We start from the raw sequence: 25262 nt of genomic DNA on the forward strand, positions 1-25262 counted from the left end.
AAGAAGAGGGAAGGGAGCTTGGTATGCTTAGGGAGATCGGTATAGGTGCCGGCCTGGCCGGCCTCATATACTTGATGCTCAGTGGATACGATCTCAGCTCGCTTTTTATTTTGGGAGGCATAGTCTCCCTCCTCTATTTCCTCCAGGCCAATAATGGTATAAACGGGATAGGGAAGAGGTTTTCGACCCTCGGGACCGGCGAGGCCATCCAGGGTATGAGCCTGATTACCTTTAACGATATCGGCGGGCAGGAATCGGCAAAACGGGAGCTTGTTGAGGCCCTGGAGTTCGTGAAGAATATCGAGGTCACAAAGCACCTGGGGATACGCCCGCTGAAGGGGATATTGCTCACCGGCCCGCCTGGCACGGGAAAGACCTTATTGGCTAAGGCAGCCGCAAGCTATACGGACTCCGTTTTCGTAGCCGCGTCGGGATCCGAATTCATCGAGATGTACGCCGGCGTCGGGGCTCAGCGGGTCCGGCAGTTATTTAAAAAGGCGCGGACGCTGGCCAGGAAATGTGGTAAGCCGGGCGCAATAGTGTTTATCGATGAAATCGAGGTCCTGGGCGGGAAACGGGGAAAACATAGCAGTCATATGGAATATGACCAGACCCTCAATCAGTTGCTTGTGGAGATGGACGGAATAGACTCCAGCGGCGACGTCAGGGTTCTTGTTATAGGCGCGACAAACAGGGCTGATCTCCTCGACCCGGCCCTGACGCGGCCCGGCAGGTTTGACCGGGTCGTGAGGGTTGATCTCCCGGACAGGAGTGGGAGGCTTCATATCCTGAGGATTCACGCCCGCGGCAAGCCGCTGGCGCCGGACGTGGATCTTGAGGAGGTCGCGCGGGATGCCTTCGGCTTTTCCGGGGCTCACCTCGAGAGCCTCGTCAATGAGGCCGCGATCCTTGCGATGCGGGAGGGCAGGGATGTCATTGGGAAGGCGGAATTCAAGGAGGCCATGGACAAGGTCATCATGGGCGAGAAGCTGGACAGGCGCCCGAGTCACGACGAGCTATCCAGGATCGCATACCACGAGGCCGGCCACGCCATCGTGAGCGAGAAGCTGAGGGCGAATTCCGTTTCCACCGTGACTGTGACGTCGCGGGGGCGGGCCCTGGGTTACATGCGACAATCGGAAGGGGATGACCGCTATATCTATACCAGGGATTACCTGGAGGACCAGATAGCGATCCTCCTGGCCGGGGCTCTGGCGGAGGAGCTCGCCTGCGGCAATCGAAGCACAGGCGCTGCTGCCGATTTCGAGCAGGCTGTGGAGCAGGTTCATACGATGATCGCGTCTGGCATGTCGCGGCTCGGGATCGTTAAACTCGATGAGCTGCCCCGGGCTGTCCTTTACGAGGCCACAAGACAAATAATCTCTGAACAGGAGAAGCGTGTAAGGAGGATCCTGGAGGAGGCCCGCGGAGCTCTCAGCGAGATAGCTATCATGCTCATTGAGCGCGAGAAGATCGAAGGGGATGAGATGAGGGCGATCCTCGCGGTTTCGTCGTCGCAGGCGGCGGCTCCGCGGCAGGCAGGGTCGCGGCAGGCAGCATCGCGCGTGGCCCAGAGCGCCTGAGCGCGCCTGGGCGACGAGCGAGCGCCTCTGTTTGCGATAGATGAAGCAGGCCGCCGGATCAAATAGATCGAACGGGGAGGCATCTTTTTATTGATGAAAGCCGAGATAATCACCGTAGGAACTGAGCTCCTGCTTGGGCACGTAATCGATACGAACTCTGCGTATATTGCGACGAGGCTTGCTGAGATAGGCGTGGATGTCTTTCACAAGTCCTCGGTCGGCGACAATTCCGGGAGGATCGCGGCGGAGCTGTTGGACGCGTTGAGGCGCTCCGACCTCGTGATAATCACGGGGGGGCTCGGCCCGACCGACGATGACCTGACAAAGGATGTAGTGGCATCCGTGCTGGGGGAGGACATGGTTCTGGACGAGGGCTCGCTGGAGCGCGTAAAGGCGTTCTTCGCCGAGCGCGGGAGGGAGATGGTCGAGTCCAACATCAGGCAGGCGCTGTTGCCGCGCTCGGCCCGGCCGATCCCCAATAGCCGGGGGACGGCCCCCGGCGTGCTCGTGGAGAAGGATGGCAGGACGATCATATGCCTCCCCGGCGTGCCGCGCGAGATGAAGGCAATGATGGAGGACGCCGTCATCCCCTACCTTGCGCAGAAAATGCAGGAGACGGGCGGCGGGCGGGCGGTGATTAAATCCAGGATCCTCAAGATAACGGGCATGGGCGAATCCGCTGTGGAAGAGATGGTGAAGGATATCTTGAGGGGGCAGACCAACCCGACGATTGCCCCACTTGCATACACGGGAGAGGTGCTTCTCAGGATAACCGCCAAGGCGCCCAGCGAGGAGGAGGCCGTCCGCCTTGTCAGCGAGGTGGAGGATAAACTGCGGGAGAGGCTTGGCCATCTCGTCTACGGCACCGACGACGATAGACTCCAGACGGCTGTGGCGCGGCTCCTCTTGGAAAAGCGCGTCCGGCTGGCTGTTGCCGAGTCATGCACAGGGGGGCTCCTTTCGAGCTGGCTCACCTCGGTCCCGGGGATATCCGAGGCCTACCTGCTTGGTGTGGTGAGCTACAGCAATACCTCGAAGACCAGGATTCTCGGCGTTGAGGAGCATGTGCTCGGGAGGTTCGGCGCCGTGAGCAGGGAGACGGCGCTGGCGATGGCTCGCGGGGCCAGAAGGGCCGCAGGTGCCGACATCGGTCTCGGCATAACGGGCATAGCCGGGCCAGGCGGTGGGAGCGCCAGCAAGCCCGTGGGGCTTGTGTATATGGCCCTGGTATCTGGAACATCCGCCTGGTCATGCCGGTCGGTCTTCCCGGGGGACCGGGACGAGGTGCGAGAGCGCGCAGCTAAACAGGCCCTCAACATGTTGCGACTGCATCTCCTCTGGCACTAGGCCATATTATATAATACCAGTTTCTAATACCAGTTTCGTCGCAATACCAGTTTTGTGGGAGGGGAGGGTGATGGATGACGACGAGGGGCGTGTTGTGCCGTTTCAGGCGGCTTGCATGGATCCTCCCCATTATCGTGGCCATTCTCGGGGCTATAGCCTTCGTTAATCTGTTCGGGAAGGTGCCCTATGATGTGGGGGGCCTTCGAATCGAGGTTGCGGCGAGGGTGGTTGCGCCTGGCGCGCCCGGTATCAGCCGCCTTGCCATTCCCCCCATAGGACGCGTGCAGGCCAGGACCCACTTCGCCCCCCTGACGCTCACCCTGACGCTCAAGGACGTTGATCCAGCCTTCCTGCAATCCCGGTTCGCGATATCAGGGGATTTCTCCCGCTTTTCGGACATCTTCCGGAACGCGGGATACGACCTCATGATCAGATTTGTCGCGAGGCTCCTGATTCTCGGGATCTTTGGGGGCGCCTTTGGAGTCTACCTGGCCCGGGGGACGCCCTCTCGGGAGCTAGCGCGTCGTATTCTCCTGGGTGGGCTCACAGGTTTTTTGACTATTTCCCTTCTGCTCGCCTCTACCTGGCTCACATACAACCCCGACGCCTTTAGAAAACCAGAGTACCAGGGCATTATCGAGGCTGCGCCCTGGATGCTTGCAATACTAGACAGGAGTGTTGCGAAGGTCGGGGAGATAAGGGCCAGCACGGAGGCGTTTGCCGCCAATATCTCGAACATCTTTAATCGCGCAGAGGCTCTGAGGCCCGTAAGAGGTGGCGATCAGGTAATCAGGGTGCTGCATGTATCGGATATTCATAACAACCCGGCGGCTATTGGTTTCATCCAGAAGGTTGTAGAGAGCTTCCGCGTCGATTTTGTGGTAGACACAGGGGATATAACTGACTATGGGACGAGGGTAGAGGCTGCACTGACAGGCTTCATCCGCAACCTCGGGGTGCCATATGTCTTTGTTGGAGGGAATCACGATTCCCCGGCGGTCTTGAAGGCCATAGCCCGGTATCCCAACGCCGTCATGCTCGGGGGACGAAGGGTCGTCGTGCGCGGCATCGCCATCGCTGGGATCGACGACCCTGGCTCCCGCAGGGATGACATGGCTCCCGCTTCAAATGAAGAAATTGAAAAAGCAAGGGCCGAGGCGGAGAGGCTCCTTGCGGGTGCCAGTCCCCGGCCCGCGATTTTCGCCACCCATGACTACAGGGTGGCCGAGCCGTTCGTCGGCCGCGTGCCTGTAATTCTTCACGGTCACGATCACAAGCTCGGGGTAGAGACCAGGGGCGGGGTTGAGGACGGGACGGGCGGGACGGTGGTCGTCGATGCCGGCACGACCGGCGGTGCCGGCCTGCGGGGGCTTCAAAGCTCGAGGCCGCTCCCTCTATCCCTGGCGCTTCTCCACATATCCCGGCAGGAGGGGGACGGTTCTGAGGCACGGCTCGTCGCGGTGGATACGATAACCCTGTCCAGTGTAGATGGTGGGTTTGTGCTGGAGAGGAGGATTATCGATCCCGCTCAGCAAGAACACCCATAGATGATTTCTATGGAAGAAGAAGGAAAATATGGAGTCATAGAGAATAGATATCAATATCACCTAGTCGGGCCGCGAGCGAGGTGGAGAGGGTTGGAGGTTATACGGTTATTCGTCGCGATAGCGCTTGAGCCCGCATTGCGGGGCAGGGTCCTGGAGATAGAGGATAGGCTCGCACGGTGCGGCGCTGACGTCAAGTGGATTCAGGGGCCAAATCTGCATCTTACACTGAAGTTTCTCGGCGAAACGCCGCGGGACAAGCTCGAGCAGGTGAAGGCCGCCATGGAGAGCGCAAGCCATGCGAGGGCCGGGTTCAGCGTCTCCTTTTCGGGAGTCGGCGCCTTCCCGAATACAAGGCGCCCGCGCGTCATATGGATCGGGGTGGACAGGGACCAATCGGGCCTGAGGGAGCTTGCAGGGGCGATGGATGATGCACTGGCCGGGGTGGGATTCAGCCGCGAGGAGAGGGGGTTCACCCCGCACCTCACCATAGGGAGGGTGAGGTCCGAGCGGAATCTGCATGCGCTCTCTGAGGCGCTCGAGGGCTTAATTTCTGGCGGTCCCGGCAGTCCTGGCGATGTTGGCGATTCTGGGGGTGCCGACGGGGGTGGACGGGGGCTGGTGATCGGCTCCATGAATGTGTCAAAGGTATTGCTCATGGAGAGCAAGCTGAGGCCGCAGGGGCCCATTTATTCCGTCCTGGCGGAATACGCGCTCCGGTAACCCGGGCCGCTTCAGGCCGTTTCACCTTAGCGCGATAGCGGGCTGGCGTGCCTCTGTCCCGCCGCCGTGACGTCGTCATCGTCGCCGGCTGGTCATCGTGCTATGCCGTCGCGCCATCGCGCCATCGCCGCCTGGCTTGTCAGGGTCCATGTTGTATGGTACAATCTTACCGTAAAGCCTACAGAGGTTCTATACAGGGAGGTTCAATGGAAGTGGAGAAGGATAAGGCGCTGGATATGGCGCTTTTGCAAATTGAGAAACAGTTCGGCAAGGGATCAATTATGCGACTCGGGGAGGCCGGTGCGAAGCTCAACGTGGCAGCAATACCCACCGGCTCGCTATCCCTCGACATTGCCCTCGGCGTCGGCGGGATGCCACGCGGGAGGGTCGTGGAGATTTTCGGCCCGGAATCCTCGGGCAAGACCACAGTTGCGCTTCACGTCATTGCCGAGGCGCAGCGGGCCGGGGGCACTGCGGCATTTATCGACGCGGAACATGCCCTGGATCCAACTTACGCAAAGAATCTCGGGGTGGACATCGACGATCTTTTGATATCCCAGCCCGACACCGGGGAGCAGGCCCTTGAAATCGCCGAGGCCCTTGTGAGAAGCGGCGCCATCGATGTCATCGTGATCGATTCGGTTGCGGCGCTGACGCCTAGGGCTGAGATCGAGGGCGAGATGGGCGATGCTCATGTCGGCCTCCAGGCCAGGCTCATGTCGCAGGCTCTCCGCAAGCTCACCGCGGCCATAGGGAAATCCCAGACCTGCGCCATATTTATAAACCAGATACGCGAAAAGGTGGGCGTAATGTTTGGGAATCCTGAGACCACGCCCGGCGGCCGGGCCTTGAAGTTCTATGCGACAATCAGGCTCGAGGTCCGGAGGGTTGAGTCCCTGAAACAGGGCAACGACATCGTTGGAAACAGGACGCGGGCGAAGGTTGTTAAAAACAAGGTGGCGGCGCCCTTCAGGGAGGCGGAGTTTGATATCCTGTACGGCCAGGGCATCTCCCGCGAGGGGAATATCCTGGATCTCGGCGAGACCGTCGATGTTATCAAGAAGAGCGGCTCGTGGTACTCCTACGGCGAGCTGAGGCTCGGCCAGGGCAGGGAGAGCGCGAGGGAATTCCTCAAATCGAACAAGGATATATCTGCCGAAATAGAGGGTAAAATACGGGAAGCGTTCGGGCTAAGACAGCAGCAACAGCCGCAGGCCCAGGCTCATGCTCAGGCGGCGGCAGCTGGTGGGCCGCCTGGGGCATCAAGGGAATAGATTTATAGATGGCTTGAAAGTCACCCGGGAAATAGAAGGGATTTGTGAACTCATGGAGAAATCTAACTGTGGCGCTTTATGGCGCCCTCCCGGAGGGCGATAGCGTGGTGCAGGAACAGGGGAGCCGTGATGGCGGCAGGGCGATGGAATACGCCCTCAGGTTGCTCGAATTCAGAGCTAGAACACGCAAGGAGCTCGAAGAGAGGTTGGAGAGGAAAGGGTTCGCGCGAGAAGAGGTGCTTGATGTGTTATCCCGCCTCGAGCTCCTCGGGTATGTAAATGATGATAGATTCGCCAGGGAATGGGCCCGGGCAAGGGTAGATACCAGGGGCTTCGGCAGGCTCCGGATACGGCGCGAGCTCCTTTCAAAGGGTATTGCCAGGGACGTAGTCGATGCAGGCCTGGAGGGCGTCTTTTCTGGTGTGAGTGAGGAGGAGCTGGCGCGAGGGCTGGTTGAGAAGCAGGTATCGAGATACAGGAATCTGGACCTGACCACGATCCGCAGGCGGCTCTGGGGTTTCCTGTCACGCAGGGGGTTCAAGCCTGACGTGATTGAAAGCGTCTTGCGCAAGCTCGATCCCTCCTGATGTTGGTTAATTTGTTGATTATTGTCGGCCGCACCCTTGTGACTTTAGTTGTGAGTAAGGCCGAATCAGTTGAGATGAACCGCAGGAACTGCGGGGATGGCCTGTTGGAGGGGCGGTAAGACCTTTCCGCAAGGGGGGCACGGCCCGATGAATCAGGAATCAATGAAGCGACTAGGTCAAGGGTTATAGAATCCCGCGACTTTAGTCGTGGAGAGGTTCAACCTTGTGAACTTGACACCCCGGGCTAAAAAAGATAGAATGACTGCGAGGATATCTCTTCAAGGCGGCCGAGTTCCTGCTCGGCCTTTTTTTAAGACCTGTGCATAAGAATATGATAAGCTCCGCCTTTGAATGGAGGCGAGATAGAGGATGGGGGGAGGTGAACTTGATATTAACGTGGTTCTTACTTTTCTAGTGTATATACTGGTCGCGGCTTTGGCCGGGCTGGCAGGATATTTTATAAGAAAATACCTTGCCGAGGCGAAGATCGCCTTCGCCGAAAACGCGGCAAAACAGATAATCGAGGAAGCAAGGAAGCAAGGCGAGGCTGCGAAGAAAGAGGCGCTGCTCGAAGCAAAAGAGGAAGCGCACAGAATGCGCAGCGACCTGGAGAGGGAGGGTCGGGAGCGCAGGATAGAGTTGCAGCGCATCGAGAGGCGTCTCATCCAGAAGGAGGAGGCCCTCGACAGGAAGTCAGATATCCTCGAGAGAAAAGAGGATGCCTTGCATAAGAAGGATGCGGAAATCGAGGCCGTAAGGCGGGAGCTCGAGGAGATTTGCGCGAGGCAGCGAGCTGAGCTGGAACGCATGTCCGGCCTGTCGTCCGAGCAGGCGCGCGATATCCTCCTGAAGAACGTCGAGAACGAGATAAGGCATGATACAGCAGTCATGATAAAGGAGATAGAAGCCCAGGCGAAAGAGGAGGCCGATAAGCGGGCGCGTGAGATCATCACGATGGCTATTCAGAGGTGTGCCGCAGACCATGTGGTAGAAACGACGGTCTCGGTGGTCGCGCTCCCGAACGACGAGATGAAGGGGCGGATCATCGGCAGGGAAGGGCGCAATATTCGAGCCCTTGAAACCCTGACGGGCATAGATCTGATTATTGATGACACCCCTGAGGCTGTTATCCTTTCAGGGTTTGACCCTGTCAGGCGCGAAATCGCCAGGATAGCCCTGGAGCGCCTCATCGCTGATGGCAGGATACACCCAGGGCGAATAGAGGAGATGGTCGATAAGGCACGCAAGGAGGTCGAGGCGACCATCAAGGAGGAGGGTGAAAGCGCAGCCCTTGAGGCCCAAGTGCACGGGTTGCACCCTGAGCTCATCAAGCTCCTGGGGAGGCTGAAGTACAGGACGAGCTATGGCCAGAATGTCCTCATGCACTCGCTGGAGGTCTGCCACCTGGCCGCCACCATGGCTGTCGAGCTCGGGGCGGATGTCCAGATCGCGAGGAGGGCGGGCCTTCTGCATGATATTGGGAAGGCCGTGGATCATGAGGTTGAAGGTCCCCACGTGCAGATTGGCGCCGACCTTGCGAGAAAATACAAGGAATCGCCTGAAGTGGTTCATGCGATCCTGGCGCATCATGGAGACGAGGAGGCCAGGACCATCGAGGCAGCGCTTGTCCAGGCCGCTGATGCCATATCGGCAGCCCGCCCCGGGGCAAGGCGTGAGACCCTCGAGGCATATATGAAGCGTCTCGAGAAGCTCGAGAAGATCGCCGATTCCTTCGAGGGAGTGGAGAAGTCCTATGCAATCCAGGCAGGTCGCGAAGTGCGGATCATGGTGAAACCCGAGAAGCTGGATGACCTGGCTATAGCGCGCATGGCGCGGGATATCGTCAAGCGGATCGAGCAGGAGCTCGAATACCCTGGCCAGATCAAGGTGACGGTTATACGGGAGACGCGCGCAGTCGAATACGCTAAATAGTATAGAGCAAATAGCCTGGCGTTCGCATGGTTGTTGCCTCCCCGGGCCGGTTGCGAGGCCGGTTGCGGGGCGGCATACACCATGTGTCGAGACTTTGATAAAGAAGGTGAGTGAGGGGTGGGCAGATTACAACAGCGCCAACGCGAGGATCACGCAGCTAATAGCGTGAGCCTGCTGATATCAATCCTGGTTAGATACCCGCAAATCGTCACGGTAAACTTCGATCCAAAGCATAAGGCCTTGAAGTTCACCTTCATGATTTCCGAGCAGATATCCGACGAGCGTTACGCCAGGTTCAAGACGAAGCTGGAGGAGAATATTGAGACCTATGCGGCCTTGATACAGTGTGGCAGGCCGGATATAGAGCTCCACATGGTCAGGTTTGAGGGCTTCACCTCCCTGGAGGTCAAGCGGGATGTCCAGACCCTAACCCAGGAGGAGATATCCCTTATAATAGAGCTTGTGGTCGCGGAGTTCGGGGACCAGCTCATAACCGAGCGTGGCGAGGACTCGCTTCTGGATGAAGAGATGTCCATGCAGGATGAGATAATAGAGAATATGCTGGAAGACCTCAGGGAATCCTTTCAGGAGAGGGATCTGATCGGCTTCAGGGAAGAGGGGAGGGTTCTCGTGTTCAATAAGGGGGCCGAGAACCGCAAGTCTTGAGGATACTTGTCATAGGCGACGTGGTCGGTCGAGCCGGGAGGCGGGCTGTAAAGACTCTACTGCCCAGGGTCGCGTCCCTGCACGCCCCGGATGTTATAATCGCAAACGGGGAGAATGTCGCGGGTGGCTTCGGCCTGACGGGCGAGACTGTAAAGGAGCTTTTTGCTTCGGGGATTCACATCCTGACAACAGGGAATCACGTGTGGAACAAGAAGGAAATATATGGGACGCTTGAAAAGGAATCCAGGATCCTGCGACCGGCCAACTATCCACCAGGCGCCCCGGGCCGCGGAAGTGGGGTTTTCTGCTCCGCGGATGGCGTGAAGTTTGGGGTGGTGAACCTGTCAGGGCGCGTATTCATGGGCAACCTGGATTGCCCCTTCCGGTGCGCTGAAACGCTTATTGACGCACTTCGACGCGAAACAAGCATTATTATTGTTGATTTTCACGCTGAGGCGACATCGGAAAAGGTCGCCCTTGGGTGGTTTCTGGATGGGCGCGTTACGGCAGTGGTCGGCACTCACACACACGTTCAGACGGCGGATGAGAGGCTCCTCGATAACGGGACGGCCTATATAACAGATCTCGGGATGACGGGGCCGGTGGATTCCGTAATAGGCGTCAAGAAGGAGCTGGTTATAGGGAAATTCCTAGCTCAAATGCCCGTGCGATTTGAGACGGCCACAGGCAGGGTTTGCCTCGGCGGGGCCATCATTGATGTAGATGAATCGTCGGGGAGGGCGCGGAGCATTGAGAGGGTTTACGAACTGGATGGTGGTTGATGGCCATTCAGTCCTTTGAAGTAGGAGGAATTTTGGTAATTATATATAATTTGTAATATAACCTGCTGATGATGACTCAGGGTAGGAGGTAGATTTAGTGGAGGCCTTGAAAGTATCTGCAAAGTCAAACCCAAATTCCGTCGCGGGCGCCCTCGCCGCTGTCTTGAGGGAACGAGGCGGGGCGGAAATCCAGGCGATCGGTGCCGGCGCGCTGAACCAGGCTGTCAAGGCTGTGGCTATTGCGCGTGGGTTTGTTGCGCCGAGCGGAGTCGACCTTATTATGATCCCCGCCTTCGCCGATGTAGAGATCGACGGGGAGGAGAGAACCGCCATTAAATTGATAGTTGAACCGAGGTAGCGTCCGGCTTTGCTGGCAACCTCCAGCCTCCAGCCTGTCTATCGGGGATGATGGACAGGTTTTGTTTTTATGGGCAGGTGCTGAACCGTTGGAGCAGTCTCCTAGAAGCGGATACATTTACATAAAGGTATATCGGCATCCTGGTCGAATTAGAATCTCAGAAGGGTGGGGAGGTGAAATAAAACAGGAAGAGGTGTCACAGTAGTGATCGGCGAGAGTAAGGTGGTATTGCGCCCCCTGACTGAGCAAGATATACAGATAATGGAGCAATGGGAATCCTACGACGAGTCCAGCAACCAGTGGTACCAGAAGATGCTTAGGGGCAGGAATTCTAAGATATTTGCGATCACTACCAGGGAAGGGAGATTGATCGGTGACATAGGCCTCGCTGAGATAAGCTGGAGGGGTGGCGATGCGGAGCTCTTCATCAGGATCGGCCAGGAATCCGACTGGAACAAGGGTTACGGGATGGATGCCGTGGTCGCCCTGCTCGAGCTGGCCTTCGCCGAAATGAAGTTGAAGCGCATCTATTTGAGGGTGCACAAGGATAATGTTAGGGCCATACGGTGTTACGAGAAGTGTGGCTTCAAGAAGGAGGGGGTAGTCAGGCGCAGGGTCGAGGGAGGCTCAAGGGTGGAGAAGGTATTCTTGATGAGCGTGCTCCGGGATGAATCCATGAGCCTGCCCGGGGCGACCGGGGCAAGCCCCGTGAAGAAGATATCATGATCCCAAGAGGTATCCCAGGACAAGAGATTAGATGTCGTTACCTCCATTAGCCCGGTATTTGCCGGGCTTTTTATTTTTGCCGGGCCCGGGCCTGTGTGGTCGGGCGGCCTGTGATAGGGCCTATGAGATCGCCCCCATCCCCCATGCGACGCTGGCGTACTGGTGTAGCACGGCGCCATAAAAAAATCTTGTAATTAGGCCGGATTTTGGGCTGGACAAGAAGGATTTTGGCCACAAATATAGAAGAGAAAAGTTACCATGGTGGTGTAAAGTGGGGGAAAGTGGTGGATGCCCATGTTCATCGGCACTTACTGGCATACAATAGATGCCAAGGGCCGGTTAATCATGCCGGCAAAGTTCAGAGAGGAGCTGGGCGAGCGTTTCATCGCTACCAAGGGCCTTGATACGTGCCTTTTTGTATTCCCCCTATCGGAGTGGGAGAACCAGGAGCGCGAGCTTCGCAACCTGCCCCTGGCCAGATCGGATGCGCGCGCCTACAGCCGGCTCTTCTTCTCGAGCGCTGCCGAGTGTGAGTTTGACAGGCAGGGCAGGATCATGATCCCAGCTCACTTGCGTGAGTATGCGAAGCTGGAAAAAGATGTGGTCATAATCGGCGTATCCGCGAGGATAGAAATCTGGAACGAGCCTATATGGCGCGAGTATTCAAAGAAGGCCGAGGAATCCTATGAAGAGATAGCGGAGAAGCTCCTTGCTGATGGAGGTCCTGGAAGTCAAACCTGAGACTCCTCTTGAGGATTTCCCTTCGAGCGAGAATCAGGTCAAGAATCAAGAAAGAGGAAAGGTTACGGAGTGGGTTATAGTGGGGGTTTACCCGGAGAGTTACCATAGCCCGGTTCTACTCGATGAGGTTATCCAGATGCTCGCCTGCCGGCCTGGAGGCACGTATGTGGATTGCACCGTCGGCGGCGGCGGGCACGCAAAACGCATTCTCGCGGAAACAGCGCCTGACGGCTTCCTCATCGGTATTGACCGCGACCCCGACGCAATCGCCAGGGCACGGGTTGTGCTCGCGCCCTTTGCTGGAAGGGTTGAGCTTATATGTGATAACTTTAAAAATATAGCAAAAATAGTCAACTCTATAGGACGGGCTGGCATCCATGGCGTGCTCTTTGATCTCGGGGTTTCATCCCACCAGCTCGACGCGGCGGAGCGTGGGTTTTCTTATATGGTAAATGCCCCGCTTGATATGAGAATGGGCGCGGGTGGTCCGGATTCCACGGGCCCACCCACGGCCGCCGACCTTGTGAATGAGCTTCCCGTGGAGGAGCTCGCGCGTATAATCAGGGAATACGCCGAGGAGAGGTGGGCATCCCGAATTGCCAGGTTCATTGGGGAGGAACGGGCCCGCCGTCCCATCCGCACCACGGGCGAGCTTGTGGATGTAATAAAGAGGGCCATACCTGCGAGCGCCCGGCGGGCGGGACCGCATCCCGCAAAGCGGACATTTCAGGCGCTGCGGATCGCAGTAAATGATGAACTCTCCGCATTCGAGCGGGCGCTCGAGGATGCCATTGATTTGCTCGAGCCCTGCGGGCGGGTATGCGTCATTTCATTTCACTCGCTTGAGGATCGCATTGCGAAACGCGTCTTCCATCGTCATGCACGGGGGTGCACATGCCCGCCTGGCTCGCCGGTGTGCTCTTGTGGGGGGAGGGCTACACTCAGAATCATCACCAGGAAGCCCGTCACCCCATTGGAACGGGAAATCCACGAGAACCCCAGGTCACGCAGCGCGAAGCTACGAGCTGCCGAGAAGTTCTAAACCTATTGGGGGGCGAATAGAGATGGTATTAGCTAAGGCCAGGCCGCTTGAGGATAGGGATAGCCGAATCAATACCCAAAATGCTAATGCTCCCAGGACCCGCGCAAAGCCAGGGGCCCTGAGGTCCGGGTGCCCCACCATGCTGCAGTTGGGTGCTACCGCGATAATATCTGTTGCGCTGCTCCTTTCCTACTTATCCCTTCATATGCAGGCTGTCAAGGTCTGCTATGACCTGACAATAGCCAGCAGGCAGCTGGATAGGCTGAAGTCCGAGCATGAGCGCTTGAGCCTCGCAGCCGCCCAGCTTAGGTCGCTTGCCCGCATTGAGGAGGATGCCAGGACCCGGCTCGGTATGAGAGAACCCGGGGATATACGGATGATCGCAGTTGACATTGCGCCGGCTCAAGCGGGCCAGCAGGGCGGACAGGGCAGGCTATGGGACGGCGGAAAACCCGGGGAGGAAGCTTCACCCGCGGGCGGGGTGTCCGCAGCCGGGGCGCCACACGGTGGCCCTCTTGCGACGGCCGGGTATCTTGGTGAACGCATATCAGGCAGCATAATGGGCCTGGCTTCGCAGTTCATTGCAAAGTGGTTTTTCGACCTCCCTAGCTCCCAGCTCTCAGGTTCGGGGGCCAGGGGGTAGCTGCATACAGGCTTGGAGGGTGACTATAGATATAGGTTGACGGGGACGCAAGAGCTACAGGAGAGGAGATACCTACAGGCGATATGTATTCGGGCATAGCTATCAAAAAGAGGATAGCTTCTCTTTTTGTTATGTGGGTTTTGCTGCTTGGCTCCCTGGGAGCCAGGCTCGCTTACGTCCAGGTGCTTCAGCATGACCGCTTCCGCAAGCTTGCGCTCGACCAGCGTTTCTACCCCGTCCCTGTTGATGCCCGGAGGGGGGCGATAAGGGATAGAAATGGCCATGAGCTTGCTATAAGCGTGAGCGCCGATTCGATTTACGCTGTCCCGGCTGAGATAAAGGACCCGGCCGGGGTGGCTGTGAAGCTCTCGAGAATCCTGGGGGAGGATGAGCGTGAACTCCAGAGGAGGCTTACCCAGCGCCAGGCCACTGTCTGGATAAGGCGCAAGGTTGATGAAAGGGTCGCCAGGGAGGTCAAGAAGCTTAGCCTCCCGGGCATAGGGTTCACCGAAAAGGGACAGAGGTTTTACCCCAAGGATTCCCTGGCTGCTCATATCCTGGGTATAGCAGGCATAGACAACCAGGGACTGGAGGGCCTCGAGTTCGAATATGACAGGTACCTGGCTGGCGTGCAAGGCCAGATCGAGGCTGAACGCGACGCGACCGGCCGTGAGATACCGGGAGGCGCCCGGAGGTTCGTCCCGCCCAAGGATGGGAACGACCTCTACCTGACGATCGACGAGGTTATCCAGTATGTGGCTGAGCGAGAGCTTGATAAGGCCATGGCGGATACCAAATCAAAGCGCGGGATGGTGGTCGCCATGGCTCCGAAGACAGGGGAGGTGCTGGCCATGGCCAGCCGCCCCACATACAATCCAAACCATTTCCTCGACTACCCTGCCATAAACCGCAGGAATATCGCCCTCACCGACATGTATGAGCCCGGGTCAACCTTCAAGGTCGTTACGGCCGCGGCCGCGCTCGAGGAGGGGATCGTGCGCCCAGACTCCCAGTTCTATGACCCGGGGTTCATAAGGGTTGAGGACAGGGTTATACGTTGCTGGTTGCCGGGCGGCCACGGCAGCGAGAATTTCGTAGAGGCCACCGAGAACTCATGCAACCCGGTCTTCGCAAGCCTGGGCATTAACCTGGGGGTCGACAAGTTCTACAAGTATATCAAGGCTTTTGGGTTCGGCCAGCCTACGGGCATCGACTACCCGGGGGAGGCATCGGGCTCGCTCCAGTCTCCCAAGCGTGTGGGCAAGGTTGAGCTTGCGAACATCGCATTCGGGCAGGGCATATCCGTAACCCCGCTTCAACTCCTCTCGGCGACCTGTGCGATCGCAAACGGCGGCAAGTTGATGAAGCCAATGCTGGTCAAGAAGATAATCGCACCTGACGGGAAGGTGGTTAAGGAATTTGAGCCAACCCTGGTGCGCCGGGTTATAAGCCCCGAGACCTCCCGCGAGCTCTCAAGCATCCTCGAGTCCGTGGTGCTCAATGGATCAGGTGTGAGGGCTCAGATCCCGGGTTATCGCGTCGCCGGCAAGACGGGGACCGCTGAGAAGCCTGAGGGCGGGAGGTATAGTGACAAGAGGGTCTCCTCCTTCCTGGGCTTCGCCCCGGTGGACGATCCAGCTATCGCTGTCCTCGTCGTCCTAGATGAGCCCTCGAGCGGCATAACCTATGGAGGCGTCATAGCCGCCCCCGTATTCAAGGCCATAGTCGAGGACAGCTTGCGCTACATGGATATCCCGCCCTCCAAGGATGTCAAGGTTAAGGAGAACAAGGATGGCGCCACTGCCGACCTCACGGTGGTCCCCGACATCAGGGGGTTTGGCCTCGAGGATGCAAAGGTCGTCCTGGATTCGAGCGGCCTTGCGGCGCGCGTTGAAGGATCACCTGGTTCTGATAAGGTCAGGGACCAGGTCCCGAAACCGGGAGCCAGGGTGCCTTACGGGACGACAGTGATTCTTTACTTTGGACCGGGTGAACGTTATAATGAATTGGACTTGAAGGTTACCGTTCCGGATCTTAGAGGCCTCTCCATGAAGGAGGCGGCGCTCTCCCTGGGAGAGATGGGGCTCCGAATGAACGCCACGGGGAGCGGGTGGGCGGTCAACCAGGATCCCGGGCCGGGAACGGAGGTCGTGCGGGGCACCGTCGTGATGGTTGACTTTGCTGAAAAACGGTAGGTGCCGGTCAGTATAAACCCTGGTCCCCAAGACATAATATCTTTGAAGGGATCGGCATTTTTTCTGGAAGGTGGATAAAATGGCAACTCTTGGTTATCTTGTAGAATCGCTGCCTGAGAAGTCAATAACCGGCAACGGCCAAGTGGAGATTGCCGGCATTACCTATGATTCGCGCACCGCCGGGCCGGGATACCTTTTTGTATGCATAAAGGGGGATAAATACGACGGGCATGATTTCATCGCAGATGCGATGAGGCGCGGTGCGAGGGCCATCGTGGTCGAGAGGAACGTGGACGTGGAAGGATTGGATTCTGGTTCGGATTCAGATGCAGGAACGGGAGCAGGAGCTGGTGTTGCCATTGTAGAGGTTCCCGATGCGCGGCGCGCCCTGGGGGCGCTCGCCAGGGCCTTTTATGATAATCCGTCGGGCAAGCTAACCCTCGTGGGCGTAACCGGTACCAATGGGAAGACCACCACCACGTATCTTGTCAAGGCCGTGTTTGAGGAGGCGGGCTACCCGGCGGGCGTTATTGGGACGATCCAGAACGTCATCGGGAGGGAGATAGTGCCGGCGAAGCATACAACCCCTGAATCCTCGGATCTCGAAGAGCTCCTCGATCGAATGGTCAGGGCCGGCGTGAAGGCAGTGGCTATGGAGGTCTCATCCCATGCGATAGCCCTGGATAGGATATTCGGGCTTGAATTCGATATAGGGGTTTTCACCAATATAACCCAGGACCACCTTGATTTCCACAAGACATTCGACAACTATGTGGCCGCCAAGGCGAAGTTTTTTAAGGGGCTCGGGGCGGACGGCCCGTACGAGGTTGTGAAGAAGCGCCCAAAGGCTGCCGTGGTGAATATGGACGATCCCAATTTCCATCGCATCATCGAGGGAACCCCGGCTGAGGTTATCACATACGGGATCGAGAACGAGGCAGATATCAGGGCTTTCAATATAACCCTCGGCCTCTCCGGCATCTCCTTCGATGCTGCGACGCCTGCCGGGACGGTCGCTCTCAATATGAAGTTGAGGGGCATGTTCAATATTTATAATGCCCTTGCCGCGATCGGGGCCGGGCTCGAGGCGGGCCTTGACATCGAGCATATCAAGAGGGGCCTCGAGAGGGTCGGGGGCGTTCCAGGCCGATTTGAGTCCGTGGATGTGGGCCAGGACTTCGCAGTGATAGTTGATTACGCCCACACGCCCGACGGGCTCGAGAATATCCTGAAGGCGGCAAGGCAGTTCGTATCAGGGAGGAAGATCGTTGTCTTCGGTTGTGGCGGGGATAGAGACAGGACCAAGCGTCCCATAATGGGCAGGATAGCCGCAAGTCTGGCGGATCACGTGATCTTAACCTCTGATAACCCGCGCAGCGAGGACCCGGCGAGCATCTGCGCCGAGATCGAGGCGGGGGTGCGTGGGGTGAGGGGGCGGGGAGAGGGGTATGAGGTGATCGTTGACCGCAGGAGCGCCATAGAGAGAGCGGTAAATCTGGCCGGCCGCGGCGACATCGTGATAATAGCGGGCAAGGGACATGAGACCTATCAGATATTCCGCGACAGGACTATACACTTCGACGATAGGGAAGTAGCCCGGGATGTCCTTGAGGAGAGGGTGGGCCATGACAGTGCTGTCAGCGAGGGAAGTAATTGAAGCCACGGGGGGAACGCTTGCGGCGGGCGCGGTCGCAGCCCAGTTCTCCGGCATCTCTACGGATTCGCGAGGGGAAGTGGCGGGTAGGCTATTTATAGCTTTACAAGGGCCGCACTTTGACGGGCATGATTTTGTAAGTGCGGCCTTCGCAGGAGGGGCCGCCGGGGCGGTGGTTTCGAAGGATGTCGGCGTCGGGGATGTGGGCGCCGCCGGAGGCCAGGTCAGGGCCGTTATCAAGGTCCGCGATACGCTCCAGGCGCTCTGGGATATAGCAAGGCACATTAGGGCCAGGTTTGCTATACCCATAGTCGCCGTTACGGGCAGCACAGGCAAGACTACAACGAAGGACATGATCTACTGCCTCCTGAGGAGGCGTTTCAAGACCCTGAAGACCGAGGCCAATTATAATAATGAGATCGGGCTCCCCCTCACGCTTGCCAGGCTCGACGGGACATTTGAGGCCGGGGTCGTAGAGCTCGGTATGAGGGCTCTGGGCGAGATAAGAGCCCTGGTCTCGATCGCGAGGCCCGACATAGGCGTTGTTACAAATGTCGGGGTTGCTCATATGGAGCTCCTCGGCTCCCGCGAAAACATCGCCAGGGCCAAGGCCGAGCTGGTGGAGGCGCTACCCCTGCACGGGGCCGCCGTGTTAAACGCCGACGACCCGTTCGTCATAGGGATGCGGGACAAGACCAGGGCGAGGGTTATAACTTATGGCGTCGATCGCGATGCGGATCTCCAGGCGAGCGATATCCGGAGCCTGGGCGTGGATGGGGTAAGCGCTCGTTTCCACTACCGCGGCAGGCATCATGAGGTCGTCATACCCATACCCGGGCGCCATAACGTCTACAATGCCCTGGCGGCGGCGGGGGCGGCCATCGCCCTCGACTTCGACTTGTCGACTATAGCGGATGGGCTTCGCGATTTTGTGCCGGCTCCCATGCGGATGCAGATTAGCAGGACGGACCAGGATGTGCTGGTAATCAACGATGCTTACAATGCGAACCCGGTTTCCGTTAAGTCCGCCCTCGAGACCCTCAGGGAGCTGGGAGGTGGGCGGCGTAAGATAGCGGTGCTCGGCGATATGCTGGAGCTTGGTGATCTCCGGGATGAAGCTCACATGGAGGTGGGAAGGTGCGTCGTGGGCTTCGATGTTGATATCCTCATGACTGTTGGGGATTCCGCGAGGCTTATAGCTATCGAAGCCGGGCGGGCCGGGATGCAGGCCTCGAGGATCAGGCATTTTGATGAGGCTCTCGATGCGCTTCCAGCCCTCCTGGCCGGGGTCCGCCCGGGCGATGCTGTCCTAGTAAAGGGCTCGAGGGCTATGGGGATGGAGCGGCTGGCAGAAGCGCTGGTCAGTGGATCGGAATCGGAATCGGGACCGGGATTGGAATCGGGACTGGAATCGGGGCCGGGGCCCGGGTCTGGGCCGGCGGCGTGGCCGGGCGCCAGGCGTTCGGACTAGAGGTGGGATTTAAATGATTCAGGCTGTCTACTCGGCTATCCTGGCATTTGCAATAGCGCTTCTCATCGGTCCGGGCTCCATCAGGGAATTGAGGCGGCTGAAGTTCGGCCAGGCGATCCGGCAGGACGGTCCAAGGCGTCACATGGCCAAGGCGGGCATCCCAACGATGGGGGGAGTGATAATCCTTGTAGCCGTTGCTGCTGCGACGTTTGCCTTTGCTCGGAACGTCTTCCTCGTTCCCTGGGCGCTCTTCGTCACCCTCGGCTATGGTCTCATCGGGCTCATCGATGATTTCCTGATCGTCGTAACCCGGAGATCCTTGGGACTGCGCGCGCGCCAAAAGCTCATAGGCCAGATCGTCATAGCAGGCCTCCTGGGCCTGTTCGTCGCAAGCAGATCCGAGCTGGGCACGGCGGTCCTTGTGCCGTTTTGGGGCAGGCAGCTCCAGCTGGGCCTCTTTTACGTGCCATTTGCGATATTCCTGGTGGTTGGCGCCTCAAATGCCGTTAACCTGACGGATGGGCTCGATGGCCTCGCGGCGGGGGCCACGGCCATCGCCGCTCTGGCGTATACCGTCATCGCCTGCAGGGTTGGCTCGCCGGATCTTGGAATTTTTGCCGCGGCCATCGCTGGTGCGTGTATAGGATTTTCGTGGTTTAACGCCCATCCCGCCCAGATATTCATGGGCGATACGGGCTCCCTGGCGCTCGGTGCCGCCTTGGGCTCTCTTGCTATCCTGACCAAGACGGAGCTCCTGCTGGCGGTGATAGGTGGGGTTTTTGTTATTGAAACCATCTCCGTTATCATCCAGGTGGTCTATTTTAAACTTACTCACGGCAGGAGGATATTCAAGATGAGCCCCCTGCACCATCATTTTGAGCTGTCAGGCTGGGCGGAGCCTCAGGTTGTCGTGCGATTCTGGATAGTAGCTTCCATTTTCGCTGTCCTTGGACTTGTGATTTCAGGGGTATGGTAAGCTCGGAGAGCTTTCATTACATGGATCACACAAGCCTACGTGGATTGCATGAGACTGTGTGACTATATGATCGAGGGAGGGGTGCGTTGCTATGGCGAGGCGGACTGTGGCTGACCGGAGACCGCGGCCGAGCTCGAGCTCGAGATCGCGTTCGACATCAGGGCCGACGTACCGGCCGGTATATCCGGGCCTCGATCAGGACTCGCCCGGTGATGGCTCGCCCGATATTCTTATATTCGCTGTTACTCTGGCCCTCCTCGGCATCGGAGTGGTTATGGTCTTCAGCGCAAGCTCTGTAAGGGCGCTCACCGTCTACAAGGATGCATACTACTTCCTCAAACTGCAGCTTGCCTGGACGCTTATAGGCATCTGCGCGATGCTGGTTACGATGCGCATCAATTACAGGGTGTGGTATCGTTTCGCAGGCCTGATTCTCATAGCGGTTCTGGCCCTTCTCCTGCTGGTGCTGGTTCCGGGGATAGGCAAGGAGATGGGGGGCTCGAGGCGGTGGATCGACCTTGGCCCTGCCCATGTGCAGCCATCAGAGTTGAGCAAGATAGCAATGATCTTTTTTCTCTCGAGATTCTTTGCAGAACGGCGGGATAGCCTCAAGAGTTTTTTCCGTGGTCTCGTGCCACCCCTTATGCTTGTGGCCATGATTTTCGGGCTGATAATGCTCGAACCTGATCTTGGGACAGCTACGACGGCCGTCGGCACGGGCCTGGTTTTGATTTTCGTCGCGGGCGCCAGGCTCTGGCACCTTATCGGGCTTGCGATCCTGGGCCTGCCTGCCTTCGTGGCGGTTATGATGCTCGAGCCCTACAGGCGCCGGCGGTTCTTCGCCTTTCTCCATCCCTGGGACGACCCCCTCGGGTCCGGGTTTCACATCATCCAGTCCCTCCTGGCTCTTGGCTCAGGGGGGTTATTCGGCCTGGGGCTCGGCAGGAGCCGCCAGAAATTCCTCTACCTGCCGGCCCAGCATACGGACTTTATCTTTGCGATTATAGGGGAGGAGCTCGGCCTCATTGGGGCGCTCACGGTGGTGTTCCTGTTTTTCCTGCTGGCATGGAGGGGTTTCAGGATTGCCCTGGCTGCGCCGGATGCGTTCGGGTCTTATCTTGCCGTGGGGATAACTACCATGATAATCCTGCAGGCGGTAATAAACATCGGGGTCGTAACGGGGATGTTCCCGATTACAGGCATCACCCTGCCGCTCATAAGCTTTGGAGGTTCATCATTGGTTATGACCCTGGGGGCGTTGGGCATCCTGCTAAACGTCTCGAAGTTCGCCAATATCGACTGAGGGTTGGCCTGGCGCAATAGAGGAGGGCAGCCTGATGTAGCCCGATGTAGCCCGATGTGCACATATTACAGAAGACAGACAGGCCGGCTTGAGTCGAAATAGGGAGGCGAAGGTCGATGAGGGTCTTATTCGCCGGCGGCGGGACGGGCGGCCATATATATCCGGGCATAACGATCGCGGATGCGCTCAAGGCCTCCGGGGAGGACGTTGAGGCGCTCTTCGTTGGCTCGCGCAGGGGCCTCGAGAATGAAATCGTGCCGCGGAAGGGGTATAGGCTCGTCACCATTGATATCGCTGGTTTCGAGAGGAGAATATCCTTGAAAACCGCGAAGACGCTTGTTAAGGCATTTAAAGGATGCTGGCAGGCTCTCGGGGTTATCAGGAGCTTCCGGCCGGATGTCGTGGTCGGAACCGGAGGCTACGTGTGCGGCCCTGTCGTCATGGTGGCCAAGCTCCTCAGAATCCCCGCGCTCATTCACGAGCAGAACGCGATACCAGGCGTGACGAATCGGATACTATCGGCCTTTGTCGATATTGTGGCGGCCACCTACAGCGAGTCGGTGAGCTGCTTCCGCAGGCCTGATAGGGTGGTGGTTACGGGCAACCCGGTCCGTCCATCCGTCCTGGCAGCGACTCGCGAGGGTGGCAGCGCGCGCCTTGGACTCGATCCCCAGAAGCCAACGCTTCTCGTATTTGGTGGGAGCCAGGGCGCCCGGGCCATCAACCAGGCCATGATCGAGGGTATCCCGCTGCTCCTGCAGGGGATGCCGGATATCCAGATCATACACCAGACGGGGAAGCTTGACTACGATAAGGTTCGCGAGGAACTGCGCGCCCGCAATCTCTACGATGGCAGTCGCGGTCGCGGAGGAATTATCGTTACGCCCTACATCTACGAGATGGAGAACGCGCTGGCAGCCGCCGACTTGGTCGTCAGCCGGGCCGGGGCGATCTCGATTGCAGAAATCACGGCCCGCGGCCTGCCGGCGATCCTCATACCCCTGCCCACGGCTGCGGAACATCACCAGGAACGAAATGCCAGGGCCCTTGAGGCAGGCGGGGCTGCTCGCGTGATCCTGGAGCCGGACCTTGACGGCCGGAGGCTTGCGATGAACATTCTCGAGTTGCTCCGGGACAAGGATGCGCTTCGCGAGATGGCTGCCGGGAGCAAGAAACTCGGGCGGCCGGAGGCAACCCGCGAGCTCGTCAGGCTTGTTAAGGCGCTTGCGAGCCGGGGTGGCAGCCAGGCCGGGGCGGCAGCTAAATCAGGGAGGTAGGGCCCGGCAGGGATGAGTAACGATGCGTAACAAGGATGAAACCATGAACATAACATAATATGTGACTGTATTTAATAAGGGAAGTGACATATCAGGTTTATGGATATGGAAAAATTCAAGCGCATCCACTTCGTAGGAATTGGCGGGTATGGCATGAGTTCTCTGGCCAGGGTGCTCATGGACATGGGGCACACGGTGTCGGGGTCTGACATAAAGGCTTCCGGCAGGACAGAGGACCTTGTCGCGGCTGGAGCACACGTCTATATTGGCCACGATCCCTCGCATGTCTTGGGAGCCGATCTTGTCGTAGTAAGTGCGGCTGTGCCCGGGGATAATGTCGAGGTGAGGGCCGCGAAGGCCAGAGGAGTGCCCGTGATAACCAGGGCGCAGATGCTGGGCCGGCTCATGGACGAGCATTACAGCGTGGCGGTTACGGGGAGCCATGGCAAGACAACCACGACCTCAATGATAGCATTTATGCTGCAACAGGGCGGCCTTGATCCGACGGTCCTGGTGGGGGGCGAGCTGAGCTACCTTGGGGGCGGGGGCAGGCTTGGCAGGGGCAGGTATCTTGTTGCGGAGGCTGATGAGGCCTACGGCTCGTTTCTTGAGCTTCGCCCAACCATCGCCGTTGTCACAAACATAGACAACGATCACCTTGATTATTACGGGAGCGTGCAGAATCTTGTAAACGCCTTCCGGAGGTTTCTGTCCAACGTCAACCCGGAAGGGACCGCCGTGCTGTGCACTGATGACGAAAGGGTTAGGCGCATATCGGGCGAGGCGGCGTCCAGGATCAGGGTCGTAACCTACGGCATCCACAGAGAGGCCATGCTCATGGCGCGTGACATATCCATAACCGGTCTGGGCTCCAGATTCCAGGTTATCAGGAACGGCGAAGTGCTCGGCAGGGTGGAACTCAAAGTGCCGGGCCGGCATAATATATACAATGCCCTGGCGTGTTGCTCGGTCGGCATGGAGATGAAGCTGGATTTCGATGTCATCTCGGGCGCGCTGGCCCTTTTCAGGGGGGCGAAAAGGCGTTGCCAGTTTATAGCCGAAAAGAAGGGAATCCTTGTGCTGGATGATTACGCACACCACCCGACGGAAATCAGGACCACGCTCGAGGCCCTGAAGGAGGGAAGCGGCGGGATGCGCCTGGTTGCAGTCTTCCAGCCGCAGAGATTTACGAGGACTCAGCTCCTTATGGACGAGTTTGCAAGGGCATTCTCGGCCGCCGATGTCATTGTGATCAGTGACATATACTATGAGGGGACGGGTGAGAGGCCCATACCCGGCGTGACAGGGGAGGCGCTCGCCAGGGCCATAAGCGAGTTTGAGGGCCGTGAAGTCATATTCATACCCCAGAGGAGAGATATAGCCCCTCAGCTGCTCAAGATTGCAGAACCTGGCGATCTCGTCGTGACCATGGGCGCCGGCGATATATGGTTGGCGGCAAGGGAGCTTGCGGACCTGCTGGAGGAGTGCAGATGAACGTGGAACAGATCGACCGGATTTCCGCGGACCTCAGGACCATCGTGAGAGGGGAGGTAAAGGCCCGTGAGCCGATGCGCAATCATACCTCCTTCCGGATCGGGGGCCCGGCAGATGTCTTGATTGTGCCACGCGACCTCGATGACCTGAAGATGACCATTTCATGGCTTCGTGGGCGCCACATCGATCTCCTTGTTATAGGCAACGGGACCAATCTTCTGGTATCCGATGATGGGATTCGGGGCGCGGTCATAAAGCTGGGCGGGACGCTCAACGAGCTGAGAATGGAGGAAGAAGGTCAGGGCGGGCGCGCCGCCGTCACCGTCACGGCGGGAGCAGGAGCGCTCTTGCCTTACGTGGCCAGGTGGGCTGCGGAGCGCGGCCTTGCCGGCCTGGAATTCGCCGGGGGGATCCCGGGGAGCGTGGGCGGCGCGACTGTGATGAACGCGGGCGCTTATGGGCGCTCGATGCAGGATGTCGTTGATGGCGCCCTGATCCTCCGGGAGGATGGCGCCCTGGTGGACTTGGGCGCGAGCGACCTTGGCTTCAGGAATCGCGGGACGAGGATCCTGGATGATGGCACTTCAATTGTTGTAAGCGTCAGGTTCCACCTTGTCGGGGGGGATCGCGATCAGATAATGGAGAAAACAGAGCGGCTGCTCGTAGAGCGGGCTTCCAAGCAGCCCCTTTCCTTCCCGAGCGCGGGGTGCGTCTTCAAGAACCCATCGGGTGGCGGGGCGGGTCGGTACATCGACGCGGCGGGCCTCAAGGGTCTGCGTATCGGGGATGCGCAGGTATCGCCGGAGCACGCCAACTTCATTATAAACCTTGGAGAGGCGAAGGCGAGCGATGTGATGGCGCTTATGGAGGAAGTAAGGTTGCGCGTGCTCGACAGGTTTGGAGTTGTGCTGGAGCCGGAGATACGAGTTGTTGGTGGGTAGGAT

The 25262-nt window shown here is 58.5% G+C and carries 22 protein-coding genes; all 22 read left to right on the forward strand.

Translation table 11 applies throughout. The features are described from left to right. The first annotated feature begins 23 nt into the window (after window positions 1–23). The 22 genes from HPY71_05195 to murB all read left to right on the forward strand — a co-directional run bounded on the left by HPY71_05195 (window position 24) and on the right by murB (window position 25259). The gene (locus HPY71_05195; protein ID NPV52903.1) at window positions 24–1583 is read left to right on the forward strand and encodes an AAA family ATPase; all 1560 of its coding nucleotides are present in this window, start codon (window positions 24–26) and stop codon (window positions 1581–1583) included. 93 nt (window positions 1584–1676) lie between these two features. Then, a complete protein-coding gene (locus HPY71_05200; GenBank protein NPV52904.1) occupies window positions 1677–2930 on the forward strand; it encodes a competence/damage-inducible protein A in 1254 nt (417 codons plus the stop codon). 74 nt (window positions 2931–3004) lie between these two features. Continuing rightward, entirely contained in the window at window positions 3005–4477 is a 1473-nt protein-coding gene (locus tag HPY71_05205; protein NPV52905.1) for a metallophosphoesterase, read from the forward strand. Beyond that, on the forward strand, window positions 4478–5197 hold the full coding sequence (thpR, locus tag HPY71_05210; GenBank protein NPV52906.1) for an RNA 2',3'-cyclic phosphodiesterase: 720 nt from the start codon (window positions 4478–4480) through the stop codon (window positions 5195–5197). A 206-nt stretch (window positions 5198–5403) separates the two neighbouring features. Continuing rightward, complete coding sequence (recA, locus tag HPY71_05215) at window positions 5404–6471, forward strand: recombinase RecA (protein ID NPV52907.1); 1068 nt, start codon at window positions 5404–5406, stop codon at window positions 6469–6471. A 68-nt stretch (window positions 6472–6539) separates the two neighbouring features. Further along, window positions 6540–7058 (forward strand): regulatory protein RecX, encoded by a 519-nt coding sequence (locus HPY71_05220; protein NPV52908.1) that lies wholly within the window; start codon window positions 6540–6542, stop codon window positions 7056–7058. 369 nt (window positions 7059–7427) lie between these two features. Beyond that, window positions 7428–8990 (forward strand): ribonuclease Y, encoded by a 1563-nt coding sequence (rny, locus tag HPY71_05225; protein ID NPV52909.1) that lies wholly within the window; start codon window positions 7428–7430, stop codon window positions 8988–8990. 117 nt (window positions 8991–9107) lie between these two features. After that, the gene (locus HPY71_05230; GenBank protein NPV52910.1) at window positions 9108–9656 is read left to right on the forward strand and encodes a hypothetical protein; all 549 of its coding nucleotides are present in this window, start codon (window positions 9108–9110) and stop codon (window positions 9654–9656) included. Then, window positions 9653–10438 (forward strand): TIGR00282 family metallophosphoesterase, encoded by a 786-nt coding sequence (locus HPY71_05235; GenBank protein ID NPV52911.1) that lies wholly within the window; start codon window positions 9653–9655, stop codon window positions 10436–10438. The genes HPY71_05230 and HPY71_05235 overlap by 4 nt, the downstream gene beginning before the upstream one ends. Window positions 10439–10535: 97 nt before the next feature. Continuing rightward, window positions 10536–10796, forward strand: coding sequence for a stage V sporulation protein S (locus tag HPY71_05240; protein NPV52912.1), 261 nt, complete (start codon window positions 10536–10538; stop codon window positions 10794–10796). Between the two features lie 204 nt (window positions 10797–11000). Beyond that, window positions 11001–11522 (forward strand): GNAT family N-acetyltransferase, encoded by a 522-nt coding sequence (locus tag HPY71_05245; protein NPV52913.1) that lies wholly within the window; start codon window positions 11001–11003, stop codon window positions 11520–11522. A gap of 294 nt (window positions 11523–11816) precedes the next feature. Beyond that, window positions 11817–12263: a division/cell wall cluster transcriptional repressor MraZ gene (gene mraZ, locus HPY71_05250; GenBank protein ID NPV52914.1), complete on the forward strand. Its 447-nt coding sequence runs from the start codon at window positions 11817–11819 to the stop codon at window positions 12261–12263. Further along, window positions 12238–13305 (forward strand): 16S rRNA (cytosine(1402)-N(4))-methyltransferase RsmH, encoded by a 1068-nt coding sequence (rsmH, locus tag HPY71_05255; GenBank protein NPV52915.1) that lies wholly within the window; start codon window positions 12238–12240, stop codon window positions 13303–13305. The genes mraZ and rsmH overlap by 26 nt, the downstream gene beginning before the upstream one ends. A gap of 22 nt (window positions 13306–13327) precedes the next feature. Then, window positions 13328–13948: a hypothetical protein gene (locus HPY71_05260; protein NPV52916.1), complete on the forward strand. Its 621-nt coding sequence runs from the start codon at window positions 13328–13330 to the stop codon at window positions 13946–13948. An 83-nt stretch (window positions 13949–14031) separates the two neighbouring features. Continuing rightward, window positions 14032–16143, forward strand: a complete 2112-nt coding sequence (locus tag HPY71_05265) for a PASTA domain-containing protein (GenBank protein NPV52917.1) — start codon at window positions 14032–14034, stop codon at window positions 16141–16143. 79 nt (window positions 16144–16222) lie between these two features. Continuing rightward, a complete protein-coding gene (locus HPY71_05270; protein NPV52918.1) occupies window positions 16223–17800 on the forward strand; it encodes a UDP-N-acetylmuramoyl-L-alanyl-D-glutamate--2,6-diaminopimelate ligase in 1578 nt (525 codons plus the stop codon). Continuing rightward, entirely contained in the window at window positions 17769–19268 is a 1500-nt protein-coding gene (locus tag HPY71_05275) for a UDP-N-acetylmuramoyl-tripeptide--D-alanyl-D-alanine ligase (GenBank protein ID NPV52919.1), read from the forward strand. The genes HPY71_05270 and HPY71_05275 overlap by 32 nt, the downstream gene beginning before the upstream one ends. A 13-nt stretch (window positions 19269–19281) precedes the next feature. Beyond that, a complete protein-coding gene (locus HPY71_05280) occupies window positions 19282–20244 on the forward strand; it encodes a phospho-N-acetylmuramoyl-pentapeptide-transferase (GenBank protein NPV52920.1) in 963 nt (320 codons plus the stop codon). A 91-nt stretch (window positions 20245–20335) separates the two neighbouring features. Next, on the forward strand, window positions 20336–21547 hold the full coding sequence (gene spoVE, locus HPY71_05285) for a stage V sporulation protein E (protein ID NPV52921.1): 1212 nt from the start codon (window positions 20336–20338) through the stop codon (window positions 21545–21547). Window positions 21548–21663: 116 nt separating this feature from the next. After that, window positions 21664–22824: an undecaprenyldiphospho-muramoylpentapeptide beta-N-acetylglucosaminyltransferase gene (murG, locus tag HPY71_05290; protein NPV52922.1), complete on the forward strand. Its 1161-nt coding sequence runs from the start codon at window positions 21664–21666 to the stop codon at window positions 22822–22824. Window positions 22825–22929: 105 nt separating this feature from the next. Next, complete coding sequence (locus HPY71_05295; GenBank protein NPV52923.1) at window positions 22930–24318, forward strand: UDP-N-acetylmuramate--L-alanine ligase; 1389 nt, start codon at window positions 22930–22932, stop codon at window positions 24316–24318. Further along, window positions 24315–25259, forward strand: a complete 945-nt coding sequence (gene murB / locus HPY71_05300; protein NPV52924.1) for a UDP-N-acetylmuramate dehydrogenase — start codon at window positions 24315–24317, stop codon at window positions 25257–25259. Before HPY71_05295 ends, murB begins: the two co-directional genes overlap by 4 nt. The last annotated feature ends 3 nt before the right edge of the window (window positions 25260–25262 follow it).

The organism is Bacillota bacterium, from assembly GCA_013178125.1.
Lineage (GTDB): Bacteria > Bacillota > SHA-98 > Ch115 > JABLXJ01 > JABLXL01.